The sequence below is a fragment of the [Flexibacter] sp. ATCC 35208 genome (genome assembly GCF_001975825.1).
In the GTDB taxonomy this organism is placed as follows: domain Bacteria; phylum Bacteroidota; class Bacteroidia; order Chitinophagales; family Chitinophagaceae; genus Chitinophaga.
This window is the reverse complement of record NZ_MTKN01000005.1, coordinates 135,432-151,183: the sequence shown is the minus strand read 5'-3', so window position 1 is coordinate 151,183 and position 15,752 is coordinate 135,432. Positions and strand designations below refer to the sequence as shown.

The window sequence follows — 15,752 nt, the reverse complement described above, 5'->3', positions numbered from 1 at the left end:
GTGTTATCGATTCGCTCTATAGGTTCTTTCTTTCTCCCTTTCCGCCATTTCCCTGATTTTATCTGACTCATAAATATGCGCGCCATCCGGCTTATTGACCGCTGCATAAACCATTGCGAGTGCTACATTGCTGGCTTTGATAGGCCGGTACTTCTTCCATCTTCCCAAAAGGAAGAAATAAAATAACCCCGTAAGGATATACCCAAACCATTCACCTAACCTGAAATCTCTCCTGAGTCCCACTAAAATAGAAGGACGGAAAATGTGATAACCGGGAAATGCGAGTGCCATCACCCCATTTTCAGTCTCACCTTTGGTACGCAAATAAAAATTACGTGAGATGGCGGAGGCACCGATACTGGACATGAGCAGGAATTGCTTCATCCCTTGCCTGCGGGCAATGGTAGCACAGCGAACAGGGATATCGTGATCCACTGCCCTGAACTTTTCCTGGCTCCCTGCCTGACGAATGGTGGTACCGATACAGCAAAACATGACATCGCCTGTAAGTGCCTGTGCCAGCCCTTCTTCGTCGTTGAAGTCAACGATAATGGGTTCCAGACCTGGGCGCAGTTTCAGACTGGGCGTACGCAGCAGCACTTTTACCTTGCTGAAGCGATCATCGTGCAGGAGTCTGGTGACGAGGTGACTACCCGTCAATCCGGTACCTCCTATTACTACGGCTGTTTGAGACATGCTTTTGTTATCTTTGTCAGTAATGTATGTTTATAAATTTACGACCATATGCTGATTTCTGAAAATGTTTTGCTCCGGCCTTATAATACGTTTGGCATAGCTGCTCAGTCAAGGTACTTTGCTGCTTTTTCTTCTGCTGATGAGTTGCGGGAACTGTTGAGTGCTGCTCAGTTCAAAGCGTTGCCCCATATGATATTGGGGGGAGGGAGTAATGTGCTCTTTACAAAGGATTTTGATGGGGTGATATTGAAGAATGAGATGAAGGGGATTGAGGTAGTGAAGGAAGATGACCAGTATGTATATGTGAAATCAGGGGCAGGGGAGAGCTGGCATGGGTTTGTAATGGAGAATATTAAGCAGAACAGGGCGGGGTTAGAGAACCTGTCTTTGATTCCTGGTAATGTAGGCGCGAGTCCGATGCAGAACATCGGGGCATATGGGGTGGAGATCAAGGATACCTTCTATTCGCTGGAAGCGTTGCACCTGGAAGAGCAGGCGGTGGTGACTTTCTCCAAAGAAGATTGTGCGTTTGGGTACCGCGAAAGTGTGTTTAAGCATAAGTATAAGGGGCAGTTTGCGATACTGTCTGTGACATATAGATTGAGTAAGCAGCCTCATTTTAATACCAGTTACGGGGCGATAGAGACGGAATTGAAGGAAATGGGGGTGCAGGAGCTGAGTATACAGGCGATTAGTCAGGCCGTGATAAATATCCGGTCTTCTAAGTTGCCCGATCCGGCTAAGATTGGGAATGCGGGGAGTTTCTTTAAGAACCCGACCGTTTCAGAAGCAGTATACGAGCGTATTAAAGGAGCGTTTCCAAATGTGGTGGCGTATCCGGTAGATGGCGGACAGTTTAAGCTGGCTGCAGGGTGGTTGATAGAGCAGTGTGGTTGGAAGGGGTATAGAGAAGGGGATGCAGGTGTGCATGCCAAGCAGGCGCTGGTGTTGGTGAATTATGGAGGGGCGAAAGGAGGGGAGATTTATAATTTATCTCAGAAGGTGTTGGATAGTGTGGAGGAAAAGTTTGGCGTATTACTGGAAAGAGAAGTAAATATTATATAACCGAAACTAATCGGCGTGATTGCTGCGGCATTAAGCTAATGGGCGATGTTTGCTATGGCATTAACTACTCAACGATGTTTGCTACGGCGCCAGCCGCAGCAAACATCGCCGCTCGCAAAGGATAAGGTCTCACTTCGCGAGACCTTATCCTTTGCGTAATATATTCGAAATGATCTTATCTGCATGATCCCTCGAATTCTCAATAAACCACACGCCAGTATCCATTCCACCACAAACTACTCCTGCTAGATATACTCCCGGCACATTCGTCTCCATTGTATCCGGATTATATTTCGGACGTCTCCATTCATCATCCGACAACTGTATCCCTGCTTTTTCCAGAAAACTGAAATTCGGCTGATACCCCGTCAATGCCAACACATAATCATTCTGAATCGTCACCATCCCCTCCGGCGTAAGAATATCAACTTCCCTTTCCCTCACAGCTTTCAGATTAGAATGATAATACACCTTGATAGACCCTTCGGTGATACGGTTCTCTATATCCGGTTTTACCCAGTATTTCACACGTTTCCCAATCTCACCATCCCTGATCACCATCGTCACATCCGCCCCTTTACGATACGTTTCCAGCGCAGCATCCACAGAGGAGTTATTCGCTCCTACTACCAATACCTTCTGCGTAGCATAAAAATGAGGATCCTTATAATAGTGGGATACTTTCGGCAGGTCTTCCCCCGGAATATGCAGCAAATTCGGTATGTCATAAAAACCCGTAGCGATAATGACATTATCTGCTGAATAAGTCTCCTTAGTAGTTTTGATCGTATAACCTGGTGTGATACTTTCCACCTGTTCGAACAAGTGTACATTTAGTTTATTTGACACAGCTACCCTGCGGTAATATTCCAGGGCCTCCGGGCGTATTGGCTTTGCACTGATAGACACCCACGGAATGCCTCCGATTTCCAGCTTCTCAGAAGTAGAGAAGAAAGTCATGTATAGCGGGTAGTTGTAGAGCGAGTTGGTTAGGCAGCCTTTTTCCACGATGAGGTAGGTTAATCCGGCCTTTTCTGCTGCGAGTCCACATGCCAGTCCAATAGGACCAGCACCAACAATCAGGATATCGTACTTTTCCATGATTGCAAAGGTACAAAATTAACAATGGAGGTAGGTTATTCAGGCAATAGTCATTTAATTCAATAGCTACTTACAGAAAAGAAATCCCTCAGATTCAATCGCCATTTCCCTAAATTACTCCGTCAGCGATCTTTCAAATATAATCGGCATCTACGAAAATGTCCTTTTGGGTAATTTATTCATTCAATACTTAACTCCCGCCAAATAATCCAGGACCCCATACATCAACTCATTATTTTCCGGAATAAACTCTGCCAGATCCAGTATCAATGATCGCTCCTGCACATAAGGCGCCGCCACCAATTCCTCCTCTCCATGCTGCAACATACTTTCCAGGCTCTCCTGCGTTACTTCAAAATGAAACTGCAACGCTATCACCTTCTCCTTATACACAAATGCCTGATTCGGTGTCGCTGCGGAAGCCGCAAACCCACCGGCGCCTGCTGGCAAATCAAAAGTATCCCCATGCCAGTGAAACACCATTGCCTCCTGCGGCAGAACTTTGACCGGAGAATACGGGCTGAATTGCACAGGGTACCAACCGATTTCGCGCTGTTCATTGGCATACACTTTTGCGCCTAATACATGTGCAATCAGCTGTGCCCCCAGGCAGATACCCAATACGGGTTTATTGTCCAGAATCGCTTGTCTGATAATAGCTTTTTCTACAGCCAGCCACGGATATTCGCTTTCATCATGAATGCCCATAGGCCCTCCCATTACAATCAAAAAATCAAAATCAGTTACAGCCGGAGGGTTAGGGTGGTTGTACCAGTGTGTGTAGGTAACTTCGTGAGTATTGGAGTTAATCCAGTCAATAATACATCCCGGGCCTTCAAAGGGCACGTGCATGAAGATTTGTATATGCATAACGTTATTTTACAACGGCCATTACTACCCGATAGTATTCCAATCCATTCATTTTGTCAGCGCTTTTACCAAAGGACGTATGCCTGTAGGTATCAGCATCAACGTCGTACAACAGTTCCATATTATAACCTACAAGGAATTGTTTCATTTTGGAGGGGTCCATTCCAAAATTCCAGAATTCCTGTTGCTGGCGTAACTCTTTGGGCGAAATCGCTGTGCCTAAGAAAGATTGGGTATGGGTAAGGACTTTTTCATCGATGTAGATGAATATGATCCTGGTGCCGCTTGTAAATTTACTGAAATATTGGAAGAGCTTATCAGCAATTGGAATTGTGAGTGAATTTGTCACACCTTCCCAGATCAGTAATGTCTTGTAATGTTCTTTGAACAGGTGGTGAGGGATGGTGGTTTCCAGCTGTTGATTGCTGAAATCTACAGGGATATAGTCAATAAATTCTTTGGGTTTGTTTTTCAGGTTTTCGAGTACCTCTCTTTTGGCATCCTGAAGGTAGGGATGATCGATTTCGACAAACTGTACTTTGGGTTTCTGGTCTTTGGGGTTGAAATCGAGGCGGTGAATGCGGCAATCGTAGCCTGCGCCGAAGATAATGAGTTGATTGATACCGTAGTTATGGATAGTTTCGAGTACCATGACATCTATGAGCCGCGTTCGGGCCAGGCAGGAGGTGAGGGCGCCGGCGAAACGGGTATCGAGGATTTTGCTGATGACGTAGTTGAGGCCAGGGAGAGCAGAAAAGTTAGCCACCATGCGGAGGGCGGGTGGCAGAAAATATTTGGCATACGGGTCATGGAAAAGATAACGCCGTTGGCTGGGTAATCTGTTAGATGCGATGGCACGGAATAGGGCCAGGAAAGCGGCGGATCTGCTGGCAAGGACCAGTCTCATATAAATAACAATTTAGGATAATGACAATCGTGGAATACTAGTATTCGGGTGAATCAAGATCTGGTTGAAATTTTTGATTTTTAAATGTAAAGAATATTTTCATTCTGATATTTAATTGTGCAAAATTAAATTGGGAATGTCATGCGACCACCCACCCCAATAAAAAAGGGTGACTGGAGAACCAGTCACCCTTTTCGTATAACAAGCAAATACTTACATAAAATGATATCTTACAAAAGCTTCCATCGCTGCATACTTCTGTAAACCTAACTGATCATACAGGTTCGCTGTATCCGCATTACGATCTTCCGCTCTTTCCCAGAACTCACGGCTGTCAGTACCCTGGAATGGCACTACGTCCTTCTGGCTCTGGTGGATAAAGATACCCAGGCGTTTTTGTCTTACCTGGTCAGGGCTCATTGGTACAGCCATTTCGATCTCATTGATCTTCCATTCCTGCCATGCGCCTTTATACAACCATACCCAGCAATCTTTCATCCACTCTTCGTGTTTCAGCTGATCCAGCGCAGCGAAGATGATTTCCAGACATACCTTGTGTGTACCATGTGGATCCGCGAGGTCACCGGCACAGTAGATCTGGTGTGGTTTAATTTTACGGATCAGTTCTTTGGTGATATCGATATCAGCCTGGCTGGCAGGTGCTTTCTCTATCAGACCTGTTTCGTAGAAAGGCAGGTTATTGTAGTGGATATTTTCTTCAGGAATACCTACGTAACGGCAGGTAGCTTTTGCTTCACCACGGCGGATCAGGCCTTTGATAGCACGGATTTCAGGAGTATCCTTCTGAGAAGGCTTCTTGCTACCGAGGAATGCTTTCGCATCTGCCAGTACCTGGGAGCTCTTGCTACGGTCGATGCCGAACATATCTTCAAAGCCTACTGCGAAGTCGATGTAACGCAGTACGAACTCGTCAGTAACAGCGATGTTACCGGAAGTCTGGTAACCTACGTGTACATCATGACCCTGTTCGTGCAGGCGGATGAAGGTACCACCCATAGAGATGATGTCATCATCAGGGTGTGGAGAGAAGATCAGCACACGTTTTTTCAGTGGCTCGGAGCGTTCAGGGTGGCTAGGCAATTGTGCACCTGGCTTACCGCCTGGCCATCCGGTGATGGTATCACGGAGACCGTTGAACTCTTCGATATTCAATTCATATGCAGAACCGTATTGTACGATCAGGTCGTTTAAGCCGTTTTCATTGTAATCCCTGTCAGTCAACATCAGGATTGGCTTGTTCAGCTTCAGGGCGAGGTTGGTTACCGCTTTACGACGCAGTTTTGGCGTCCATTCGCAGTCACCTGTCAGCCATGGTTCTTTGTTGCGGGTCAGGTCTTCTGCTGCCTGCTCATCGATTACGAATTTGCAGTCAGGGTGCTGTTGCAGCAGGGAAGCTGGCACCTGGTCAGAGCTATGACCTTCTACAGAGCGCTGAACGATTTTTGATTTATGAGAACCCCATGCCAGCAGTACTACACGTTTCGCTTTGAAAATGGTACTTAAGCCCATGGTTACAGCGAGACGGGGTACCAGGCTCATATTGGAAAACTCGAATGCGTTAGCCATTCTGGTTGAGTTGTCCAGGGTTACGAGGCGGGTGTGAGAGTTGATAGCAGAACCTGGTTCATTGAACCCGATATGGCCATTTGTACCAATACCGAGAATTTGCAGGTCAATACCACCGGCAGCTTCAATTTTTGCTTCATATTGAGCTGCGAATTCTTTCACTTTTTCCTTTGGAATGGTACCATCTGGTACGTGTGTGTTTTCTGCAGGAATGTCAATGTGGTTAAACAGCTGTTCCTTCATGAACCGGTTGTAGCTCTGCAGAGCATCTGGTTCAATTGGATAGTACTCATCCAGATTGAAAGTGATCACGTTTTTGAAACTCAGGCCCTCCTCTTTGTGAAGGCGGACAAGTTCAGCATAAAGATACTTTGGAGTAGAGCCGGTAGCCAGGCCTAGTACTACCTTTTGGTTAGCGGCCTGTCTTGCTTTGATCAATGCTGCTATTTCCTGTGCCACTGCTTTGGAACCGTCTTTAGCGGTAGGATATATATCCACAGCTATTTGTTCGAAACTGTCAATCAGTTCAATTTCCTGATGATTTAGCGTCATGATTGTTAATTTGGATTAGATGCGGTTTAAAAACGAGACCGAAAATTAAAAAAAATCTCTTTATTCTAATAGAACTTTTGTGTTTGTTTAAGAAGAAACGACAAAAATCATAAATGTACCGGGTACGCTTAAAAGAATTGTATTACAATGTGAGAAAAAGATATTATTGGGGCGGAATTTCAAACAAAAAAGGCTTTTGCAACTGCAAAAGCCTTTTTTGTTATTTAGCTAATTCCAATATTTTTTTCACCTCATCTACCTGCGTCTGAGAGATACCATATTCCGGTACTCCCGGTATACCTCCCATACTCACATTTGGATTTCTGTACACCATTCTACTCTCATTATATCCTTTAGCAGATGTATGAAACTCTGTAGCCCTCGTCTCTTTAATCAGCGTAGCAATATTATTCGCTCTCACTCCGGAACCCACCATAATCGCAATACGCCCCGCTGCTTTTTCGACCAATGTCTTCAGCAGGTCTACGCCTTCAATCGCAGTATTCCGTTGGCCGGAAGTAAGTATACGCTCACATCCCGTACTGATCACATCTTCCAGTGCCTGCAAAGGATCTTCCGTCATATCGAAAGCTCTGTGAAAAGTCACGCCCATGGGCCATGCCAGTTCTACCAGTGCTTTTGTACGGGGTACATCTACCTTGCCATCAGCTGTGAGCAAACCTATTACCACGCCATTACAACCCAGTTCTTTACAGAGCTGAATATCTTTCTGCATAGTGGCAAATTCCAGTTCATCGTACAGGAAATCACCACCACGTGGGCGTATAATAGGATACAGGTCAATATTCACCTTTTCACGTGCCAGTGCGATGGTGGCATAGCTGGGTGTAGTACCGCCTTCCAGCAGGTTATCACACAGTTCTATCCGTTTTGCCCCACCTTCCTGCGCCGCGATACAGGATGCTACTGAACCCGCACATATTTCAAGTGTAATCATGTCTTATTTATAGTAGCTTTTGCCGTCAATCAGCACGTTATTTTCTTTCTCAGAAAGTACTGCATAGTTGAAGCCTTTCTGCAGGCAATAAGCGCCGTGTTCTCCTTTTTTGTTCACTGCGAGGAAACCTACCTGCAGGCCTTTAGACCTTTCAGGACCTTTCTTCACAATTCGCTCTACGGCTTCTTTACAAGCCTTTTCAGGTGGATAACCCTGACGCATGAGTTCTACTACCAGGTGACTACCAACGATGCGGATCACTTCTTCACCTACACCTGTAGAAGTCGCCGCGCCGATTTCATTGTCTACATACAAACCAGCACCGATAATAGGGGAGTCACCCACACGGCCATGCAGTTTGTATGCCATACCACTGGTGGTACATGCACCGGATAGATCACCGTTTGCATCGATCGCCACTAACCCGATGGTATCGTGGTTATACTGGTTACCAGGCAGCATGCGCGGGCTAAAGGTAGTTGGGTTATTACCCTGGCCGTAAGAAGAATTTTCAATGTTCATGAGGGGCTTATACTCGGATTTTTTCAGCCACTCTTTCCATGCCTTTTCAGACTCGGGTGTGAGCAGGTTTTCCTTTTTAAAACCCTGTGATAGTGCGAATTGCAGGGCACCATCACCCACCAGCATCACATGCGGTGTTTTTTCCATCACTGCACGTGCTACAGAAATAGCATGTACAATGTGCTCCAGGGAAGCTACGGAGCCACAATTGCCTTTCTCATCCATGATACAGGCATCCAGTGTTACGCGGCCATCACGGTCAGGGTAACCGCTGTAACCTACGGTGTGGTTGTTAGGATCAGCTTCCGGTATTTTTACCCCGGCTTCCACTGCATCCAGTGCGCGACCACCTTTCTTCAAAATCTCCCATGCGGCCAGGTTAGCGGCACGGCCAAAATCCCACGTAGATAATACGATAGGCTTAGTCGTTCTGTCTTTTTTTACAAACGGCGCGGCATGTGCACTCTTTACTCCGTCTAAAGACAAAGCAGCGGCACCGAGGGCCGCTGCTTTTAAAAAATGTCTGCGATCTTGCATAATGTTTAAATTACAAGTGCTTTATGTTGGTATTAATCTTTCATCTCCCATGCCAGTGCGCTCGCACCTAATATAGCAGCATCGCTTTCTTTCAGTTCGGAGAATACCAGCTTTACCTTATTCTGGAAGATAGGCAGCAGGTTCTTTTCCATATGCTCACGAACTGGTTTCATTAACAGATCGCCGGCTTTGGTCAGACCACCGAACAGTACGATGGCTTCAGGGCTGGAGAACATGACGAAGTTCGCTAATGCCTCACCCAGCACTTTACCGGTGAACTCATACACTTCCATGGCCAGGGGATCGCCCTTCATGGCAGCTTCGTAAATTACTTTTGAATTTACTTCTTCTTTTTTGAATTCACGCAACAGACTTTGTGTATTCGGACGTGTTTCCAGGAATTCCAGTGCAGTATTGGTCACACCAGTAGCAGAAGCGTATGCTTCGAGTGAGCCATGTGCCTTGGTTCCGGGGTGGAAACGACCACCAGGAATCACGATACAGTGACCCAGTTCGCCGGCAAAACCGTCGTGACCATAGATCAGCTGACCATTTGCCACGATACCGCTACCTACACCTGTACCCAGGGTAATAACGATAAAGTCTCTCATACTCCTGGCAGCACCGTACATGAATTCACCCAGTGCAGCTGCATTTGCGTCATTTGTTAAAACAGCAGGGACACCAAATTTAGCTTCCAGCAATTTCGATAATGGAACTACTCCCTTCCAGCGAAGGTTTGGAGCGTATTCAATATTTCCGGTATAAAAGTTTCCGTTAGGAGCTCCTACGCCAATTCCTCTGATGTTGTCCATGCCTCCAACCTGTTCGATCAGTACGGACAGATGTCCGTGCAATTCGTCCAGGAAAGCGTCTACGTCTTCGTGTTGGTTCGTTAGCATACGACCATCACACAGAATATTACCTCTGCGATCTACTATGCCAAACTTAGTATTGGTTCCTCCAATATCAATGCCCACCGCTAATTGCTGACTCATAATCTATTCCCTGTGATTTTAAAATAGTTTTAACTCTGAATGCAAAGAATGCCAGATATGCAAAGCATATAACTGGGATTATATAAGAATAATGCGTTCCTATGTTTGGATCATCTCCAAGACCACCCTGTACAGGAGGTATGAGTGAACCGCCGAGGATCATCAGGATCAGGAAAGAAGATCCCTGTGCAGTGTACTTGCCCAGACCAGCGATGGAAAGTGCGAAGATACAAGGCCACATAACGGAGCAGAATAAACCGCCGCTGATGAAACTGAAGAGAGAAACATAACCGGTAGTCATCAGACCAATTGCATTGGCAGCGATACCGAGTATGGCGAAGATCATAAGTGTTTGTGCAGGTTTGTCCTGACCAGCAAAGAAACCTATGATCTGGATCACCAGAATGCCTGCATACGGGTACAATACGCTTACGTCAGTACCTTTCAGGTAGTTGGCACCCAAAACGAGGCCATAAGCGAAAAATGGCACGATTACGCAGAGAATTTTGCGCATTCTTTCAGACACATTGAATACGGAGATGGCGCCTGTCCAGCGACCGATCATCATACTACCCCAGAAGAGGGATACATAAGGATCGATTTCGGCGGTAGTCAGCCCGTTTTCAGTGAGGAAGCCTTTGGTTTCGAGCAGGCCACCCATATTGCTGGCGATGGTAACTTCCACGCCTACATATACGAAGATGGCGATCATGCCCAGTACCAGCTGTGGGTATTTCATAGCACCCCAGCCTTCTCCACCTTTCTGTAAGGTGAGATCTGCACCTTTCTGCGAAGAGATCTTCGCATAGAAGAGGACTGCGAGGATACCCACGATACCGATCACGAAGAATGGCAGTTTATTCTCCTGGCCCAGACCCACCATGATGAGCACGAACAATGCGGTGATGGCGGCCAGTGTTTTACTTGCTTTAGGTGATTGCTCAAAAGGCTCGTCCGAAGTTTCTTTTGGCATTTTCGAGAACCAGAAGATAACTGCTGCAACGAGAAACAAAACAATCAGCAGGATGTAAAGAGTGTTGATCTTACTGATGTCAGTATCAGCGCTTGCCGAACCTTTGGCAGTACCGAAGAGCAAAATACTCACGATGAGTGGACCGATGGTTGTACCAAGTGAATTGATACCACCAGCCAGGTTCAGGCGGTGAGCGCCTTTTGCAGGATCTCCCAGGAGGAAGGCAAAAGGGTTTGCAGCGGTTTGCTGTAACGAGAATCCGAGGGCAACGATGAAGAATGCGCCCAGAATGAGATAAAAGGCATAGGTGGTGTTAGCCATACCGCTACCAATGTTAACTGCGGCAATGAGCGCCACAGCACCTACGACAGAAATGAGGAGGCCGTAGATGATACCTTTCTGATAACCGATCTTGTTGAGAATATCAACGCCTCTGAGTGCTGACAGGAAGTACAGCAGCAGGGAGCCGATAAAGTAAGCACCATAGAACGAGAAGTCAATCAGCTGAGATTCCAGCTGATTCAAGTGGAAATGTGACTTACAGAAGGGGATGAATATGCTGTTCGAAGCAGCAACAAAACCCCAGAAAAAAAATACAAGTATCAGTACAAAGAAAGAGGGATGTGTACTTTGCTTTGTTTGTTGAACCATAAACGTGCTAACGTGTTAACGTGTTAAATTACTGTAATCTTTGCAGCGATAAATGTATAAATTATTTTTTGACAATTCCTAAAATTTTATCAAAAAAATCCCGATTTTTCTGATGCAAAAACGTTTTAGCTAATATGGTATAAAATATCTATCTATTTCATTTAATAGTTGACAAAAAACAAAATAAGGGGTGGATTAGCATACTTTTTAACCCTTTTAGCGTGGAAATTTAGCATTCATCTATTAACAATAGCCAATCTATCGTTGTTCATTATGAAATGCGGAAATTGTTAAGTATGTTCGCAAATATCAATCAAAGTGTTTAAATAATATATAAAACAGCAGTATGGGGAACTCCGCTACATCTATTAAAGAGCCTTTACCTATGCAACCACAACAGCAGGCCAACTATGGCAAAGCTATGGGGATCATCGGCACTTTATTTTTCATTTTTGGATTTGTGACCTGGTTGAACAGCGTGCTGATCCCTTTTTTGAAGCAGGCCTGTGAAATATCAGACTTCGAGGTGTTTTTCGTCACCTTTGCCTTCTACATTAGTTACCTGGTGATGGCAATTCCGTCATCTGCCATCCTGAAGAAGATCGGTTTTACAAAAGGGATGTCTCTCGGTCTGCTCATCATGGCTGTAGGTTCCCTGATCTTTATTCCTGCTGCTTACGCACGTAGTTTTCCATTATTCCTGTTAGGATTATTTGCACAAGGTACTGGTCTGACGCTGCTGCAGGCGGCTTCTAACCCGTATGTGACGATCCTTGGACCAATTGAAAAAGCGGCACAGCGTATCAGTATCATGGGTATCTGTAACAAGGTAGCGGGTATGATCGGTATCTTCGTACTGGTACAGTTGTTATTCAGTGATGCGACTGAATTGTCCGCAAAGATTAACACCCTGACTGGTGCTGCAAGAGAAGCAGAACTGCAGGCGCTGGCACAGCGTGTGGTTGTACCTTACCTGGTGATGACGGTGGTATTGCTGGCACTTGCTTTCATGGTAAGAAAATCAGAGCTGCCTGAAATCAATACGGAAGAAGAAGATACTGCTGCTGACGAAGCGGGTGTTAAGAAAGGTATTCCTCCGCATTTGCTGCTTGGTGTAGTATGTATCTTTGCTTATGTGGGGGTGGAAGTATTAGCGATCGACTCACTGGCATTGTATGGTGAATATAGCGGTCTGGAAAAGATGGTAGCGACGAACCTGGGTATTTATAGCCTGATTGCGCTGACGATTGGTTACCTCTCCGGTATCGTGCTGATTCCAAAAGTAATTTCTCAAAAAACTGGTCTGATCATTTGTGCATCACTGGCGCTGATCCTCTCCATAGGTGCGTTGGCTACACATGGCTGGACTTCTATTATCTGCATCATTCTGCTTAGCTTATCACATGCACTTATGTGGCCTGGTATCTGGCCGCTGGCAATGAACAAAGCAGGTAAATATACCAAGATCGGTGCGGCTTTCATGGTGATGGCGATTTGTGGTGGTGCGATCCTGCCATTGATCTATGGCGCGATTGCAAAGGGTTCTGACAGGCATATTGCTTATGTGGTAATGCTGCCTTGCTATTTGTACATCCTGTATTATGGTCTGAGTGGGCATAAGGTAGGGTTGAAGAAAGCGTAAACAAGAGATTTAATAGACAAACTTGCGTATGCAAGAGTGGTAAAGCCATTATGCAATTACGAAATATATTTTAAAAAGAAAGCCGCTCACTGAGCGGCTTTCTTTTTAAATATTGATCATTCTTTTTAGATATTCATCATCCGGTTTTAATACTGATCATCCAGCGCAAAGATCGGTTTTCGATTGATCCATTGCCCTCTCGTGAAATCAGGTATGTACTGTACACTCCCTCCCTCTGCTACCGATGCTTCGCTCAATGGCGTTATCGCATACATCGTAGCCAGGTCATACACATCCTGTGCATAAGGCGCTCCTCTCTTTATACTTTCTACAAAGCTATTAATCACATACCAATCCATTCCTCCATGTCCTGCACCTGCAGAACTCTTGGTATATCTCTTCCACAGCGGGTGATCATATTTACCCATATAGCTGCCTCCATCTTCCGGCTCACCTGCTTTTTCCCACTCATCATAAGGGCTCTTGCCTTCCACATACACACTTGCTTTATCATCCATCCACAAACCATTCGTTCCCTGCACCCGGAAGTTCAAAGAATAAGGACGAGGTGAATTCGTATCATGCGACAACATGATCGTTTCTCCATTGCTGGTGCGGATCAAAGTAGTAACAATATCACCAAGATTGAATTGCACCTTTGCATTTGGATGGCTCTCGCTGCTATTGTCAACAATATATTTATGCAGACCACGTGATTTGGTAGCTACCGATGTGAGAGAGAGCAGACGGTTTCCTCTGTTCACATTGATCATATTCGCTACCGGCCACAGACCATGCGTAGGATAGAGGTCGCCATTACGGTGTACGCTGTGATTAGTACGCCAGTGTGCTTCGGAAAGTCCTTTCTCACCAAACTCGACACCACCGCCATAAATCTGCTTCCCATCATTGAACTTTACTTTCCGCAGATCATGTTGGTAGCCTCCCTGCAGGTGAGTCAGTTCTCCAAAGAGACCTTGTCTCACCATGTTCAGCACCGCCATGATATCGCGACGATAGCTTACATTTTCCATGGCGAATACAGGCACGCCTGTTTCTTCGCTCACATTCACGAGTTGCCAACATTCTCCAACATCAGTCGCGCCACATACTTCTACTGCAGGTGTTTTACCCGCTTTCATAGCAGCTACTGCCTGTGGTGTATGCCATTCCCATGGAGTGGCGATGATCACTGCGTCGATGTCATCTCTCTTAAGTAAGTTGTGAAAATCTTCAGGTCCGTTTGTGTACTCTGCTACTTTCCTTTTACTGCCGTAGATCTTGTCAATCAGTTTTCTTGCTCCCGGAATTGCCCAGTTAGTGTCAGGATCGGCAATAGCGACTACTTCAACGTCTGTACGGTTTAAGCATAACTCTAAGTGGCCTTGTCCCCTGGCACCAACGCCAATGAGGCCCATTCTGACTTTTTCTTTTTTTACGTTAGCGAATAACCTGGAAGGAGTATCCAGCAAGGTAAGGCCGACTCCGGCGGCCATTGTGTTTTTGAGAAATGTTCTCCGGTGTAAATGCTGCTTTTTCATGTTTCATTTTGGTTTTGCTCTTGCCGATAACATGATTGAATGGTGTATTGTATTGTGTAGCTGGTCGTTAAATGTAATGTAAATGAATTGCAATTGCAATTTTTTTCATTTATGGCGGAACAGTTGAATTCTACTATTTTAACTTTGACTTCCTTTATTTTCTCTACTAATAGCAGAAATCCTCCTCTCAATGGTATTAACTCCGGAAACCATGATATAATACGATGAAAAAATTATTGATTACAGCCGGGCTGTTAACCTGTCTGGCTGCTACAAACGCGCAGAAGATTGCCCCTTACGGCCCTCTGCCTACGAAAGCACAGCTGGAGTGGCAGGACCTCGAAAACTACATGTTTATCAGCTTTGGCCCAAACACCTTTACAGGCAAGGAATGGGGCGATGGAACTGAAGACACGTCGTATGCGTGAGGTGGTATTTAAAAAGAACCTGGCCCTGCATGCCAAAGTAACAGCTTCCAGCTCCAGGACCCAGGTAAAACCTGCCAGTCTGGTGGATGACGATGCCGGCACTTACTGGGCAAGTACCGACTCCGCACTGACGCCGGTGATCACGCTGAACTTCAAAAAGCCATGACTTTCAACCGTTTATTATTGCAGGAGTACATTGCGCTGGGCCAGCGTGTAAAGAGTTTCAGGGTAGAAGTGCTGGATCACGGTCAATTTAAAGAAATAGCGAACGAAACGACAATTGGTCATAAACGTATATTATTATTACCAGACACGGAGACGAAGGGCCTCCGCATCACCATCACAGCAGCCAAAGCCTGTCCTGTATTGAGTGAGGTCCAATTGTTCAATGCGCCCAAAAGCTGATTTATACCTCTAGCTGCAAATAATTAAATTTAACACAACTACGAACACAGGGAGCTCTTTTTAGGGCTCCTTTTTCATAACCCATTGTAGATCAGCTGAAATATAGATTGAGAAAATATATTTTCTATAAATCTCTGTTTGGCGCGGCTTTTGTTAATCTTGCATTGGAAATTTAACAGTAAGTCGGAAAATTTTTTGACCACATTGAATAAATAATATTATAACTTTGCGGTTGATTAATTAAAGACAGTTTTTAACAATTTAATGCTGAACTGAAGTTGGAAAACTTTGCGGCCCATAACCTTTCTCCTTTTCACCC

15 protein-coding genes are annotated in these 15,752 nt (G+C 45.4%); 5 read left to right on the top strand and 10 right to left on the bottom strand.

Going from position 1 to position 15,752, the window contains the following annotated elements; genetic code table 11:
- Positions 1–3 precede the first annotated feature (3 nt).
- A complete protein-coding gene (locus BW716_RS05645) occupies positions 4–696 on the bottom strand; it encodes an NAD(P)H-binding protein (protein ID WP_083721553.1) in 693 nt (230 codons plus the stop codon).
- A gap of 48 nt (positions 697–744) precedes the next feature.
- Between BW716_RS05645 and murB the strand changes: the two genes are divergently transcribed.
- Positions 745–1,761, top strand: coding sequence for a UDP-N-acetylmuramate dehydrogenase (murB, locus tag BW716_RS05640; RefSeq protein WP_083721552.1), 1,017 nt, complete (start codon positions 745–747; stop codon positions 1,759–1,761).
- 144 nt (positions 1,762–1,905) lie between these two features.
- On the opposite strand, the gene BW716_RS05635 is transcribed toward murB, so the two are convergent.
- From BW716_RS05635 to BW716_RS05600, 8 genes are all read right to left on the bottom strand, one after another.
- Entirely contained in the window at positions 1,906–2,862 is a 957-nt protein-coding gene (locus tag BW716_RS05635; RefSeq protein ID WP_083721551.1) for a YpdA family putative bacillithiol disulfide reductase, read from the bottom strand.
- A gap of 183 nt (positions 2,863–3,045) precedes the next feature.
- Positions 3,046–3,732 (bottom strand): type 1 glutamine amidotransferase, encoded by a 687-nt coding sequence (locus BW716_RS05630; RefSeq protein WP_083721550.1) that lies wholly within the window; start codon positions 3,730–3,732, stop codon positions 3,046–3,048.
- Between the two features lie 4 nt (positions 3,733–3,736).
- Positions 3,737–4,639 carry an SAM-dependent methyltransferase gene (locus BW716_RS05625; RefSeq protein WP_083721549.1) on the bottom strand — a complete coding sequence of 301 codons (903 nt, stop codon included), beginning with the start codon at positions 4,637–4,639 and terminating at the stop codon, positions 3,737–3,739.
- Positions 4,640–4,852: 213 nt separating this feature from the next.
- On the bottom strand, positions 4,853–6,778 hold the full coding sequence (gene nagB, locus BW716_RS05620; RefSeq protein WP_083721548.1) for a glucosamine-6-phosphate deaminase: 1,926 nt from the start codon (positions 6,776–6,778) through the stop codon (positions 4,853–4,855).
- A gap of 220 nt (positions 6,779–6,998) precedes the next feature.
- The gene (locus BW716_RS05615) at positions 6,999–7,736 is read right to left on the bottom strand and encodes a copper homeostasis protein CutC (protein ID WP_083721547.1); all 738 of its coding nucleotides are present in this window, start codon (positions 7,734–7,736) and stop codon (positions 6,999–7,001) included.
- A 3-nt stretch (positions 7,737–7,739) separates the two neighbouring features.
- Positions 7,740–8,795: a N(4)-(beta-N-acetylglucosaminyl)-L-asparaginase gene (locus BW716_RS05610; RefSeq protein WP_083721546.1), complete on the bottom strand. Its 1,056-nt coding sequence runs from the start codon at positions 8,793–8,795 to the stop codon at positions 7,740–7,742.
- Between the two features lie 32 nt (positions 8,796–8,827).
- Entirely contained in the window at positions 8,828–9,793 is a 966-nt protein-coding gene (locus BW716_RS05605; RefSeq protein WP_083721545.1) for an ROK family protein, read from the bottom strand.
- Complete coding sequence (locus tag BW716_RS05600; protein ID WP_083721544.1) at positions 9,765–11,417, bottom strand: MFS transporter; 1,653 nt, start codon at positions 11,415–11,417, stop codon at positions 9,765–9,767. Before BW716_RS05600 ends, BW716_RS05605 begins: the two co-directional genes overlap by 29 nt.
- A 346-nt stretch (positions 11,418–11,763) precedes the next feature.
- Here BW716_RS05600 and BW716_RS05595 point away from each other — a divergent pair, with 346 nt between their 5' ends.
- Positions 11,764–13,059, top strand: a complete 1,296-nt coding sequence (locus tag BW716_RS05595; protein WP_143708726.1) for a sugar MFS transporter — start codon at positions 11,764–11,766, stop codon at positions 13,057–13,059.
- Between the two features lie 146 nt (positions 13,060–13,205).
- Here the strand turns inward: BW716_RS05595 and BW716_RS05590 are convergent, their stop codons facing one another.
- Positions 13,206–14,600: a Gfo/Idh/MocA family protein gene (locus tag BW716_RS05590; protein ID WP_083721542.1), complete on the bottom strand. Its 1,395-nt coding sequence runs from the start codon at positions 14,598–14,600 to the stop codon at positions 13,206–13,208.
- Between the two features lie 224 nt (positions 14,601–14,824).
- Between BW716_RS05590 and BW716_RS05585 the strand changes: the two genes are divergently transcribed.
- Genes BW716_RS05585 through BW716_RS05575 form a run of 3 tightly spaced genes read left to right on the top strand, consistent with a single transcriptional unit; the run spans position 14,825 to position 15,433 of the window.
- Positions 14,825–15,028, top strand: coding sequence for a hypothetical protein (locus tag BW716_RS05585; RefSeq protein ID WP_083721541.1), 204 nt, complete (start codon positions 14,825–14,827; stop codon positions 15,026–15,028).
- Positions 15,000–15,194, top strand: a complete 195-nt coding sequence (locus tag BW716_RS05580; RefSeq protein ID WP_083721540.1) for a hypothetical protein — start codon at positions 15,000–15,002, stop codon at positions 15,192–15,194. Before BW716_RS05585 ends, BW716_RS05580 begins: the two co-directional genes overlap by 29 nt.
- Positions 15,191–15,433, top strand: coding sequence for a hypothetical protein (locus BW716_RS05575; protein WP_083721539.1), 243 nt, complete (start codon positions 15,191–15,193; stop codon positions 15,431–15,433). The genes BW716_RS05580 and BW716_RS05575 overlap by 4 nt, the downstream gene beginning before the upstream one ends.
- Positions 15,434–15,752 lie beyond the last annotated feature (319 nt).

Excerpts from the sequence above, each read along its gene's own strand:
- BW716_RS05645 (WP_083721553.1), bottom strand. The coding sequence starts at position 696 with ATGTCTCAAACAGCCGTAGTAATAGGAGGTACCGGATTGACGGGTAGT.
- murB (WP_083721552.1), top strand. The coding sequence starts at position 745 with ATGCTGATTTCTGAAAATGTTTTGCTCCGGCCTTATAATACGTTTGGC.
- BW716_RS05635 (WP_083721551.1), bottom strand. The coding sequence starts at position 2,862 with ATGGAAAAGTACGATATCCTGATTGTTGGTGCTGGTCCTATTGGACTG.
- BW716_RS05630 (WP_083721550.1), bottom strand. The coding sequence starts at position 3,732 with ATGCATATACAAATCTTCATGCACGTGCCCTTTGAAGGCCCGGGATGT.
- BW716_RS05625 (WP_083721549.1), bottom strand. The coding sequence starts at position 4,639 with ATGAGACTGGTCCTTGCCAGCAGATCCGCCGCTTTCCTGGCCCTATTC.
- nagB (WP_083721548.1), bottom strand. The coding sequence starts at position 6,778 with ATGACGCTAAATCATCAGGAAATTGAACTGATTGACAGTTTCGAACAA.
- BW716_RS05615 (WP_083721547.1), bottom strand. The coding sequence starts at position 7,736 with ATGATTACACTTGAAATATGTGCGGGTTCAGTAGCATCCTGTATCGCG.
- BW716_RS05610 (WP_083721546.1), bottom strand. The coding sequence starts at position 8,795 with ATGCAAGATCGCAGACATTTTTTAAAAGCAGCGGCCCTCGGTGCCGCT.
- BW716_RS05605 (WP_083721545.1), bottom strand. The coding sequence starts at position 9,793 with ATGAGTCAGCAATTAGCGGTGGGCATTGATATTGGAGGAACCAATACT.
- BW716_RS05600 (WP_083721544.1), bottom strand. The coding sequence starts at position 11,417 with ATGGTTCAACAAACAAAGCAAAGTACACATCCCTCTTTCTTTGTACTG.
- BW716_RS05595 (WP_143708726.1), top strand. The coding sequence starts at position 11,764 with ATGGGGAACTCCGCTACATCTATTAAAGAGCCTTTACCTATGCAACCA.
- BW716_RS05590 (WP_083721542.1), bottom strand. The coding sequence starts at position 14,600 with ATGAAAAAGCAGCATTTACACCGGAGAACATTTCTCAAAAACACAATG.
- BW716_RS05585 (WP_083721541.1), top strand. The coding sequence starts at position 14,825 with ATGAAAAAATTATTGATTACAGCCGGGCTGTTAACCTGTCTGGCTGCT.
- BW716_RS05580 (WP_083721540.1), top strand. The coding sequence starts at position 15,000 with ATGGAACTGAAGACACGTCGTATGCGTGAGGTGGTATTTAAAAAGAAC.
- BW716_RS05575 (WP_083721539.1), top strand. The coding sequence starts at position 15,191 with ATGACTTTCAACCGTTTATTATTGCAGGAGTACATTGCGCTGGGCCAG.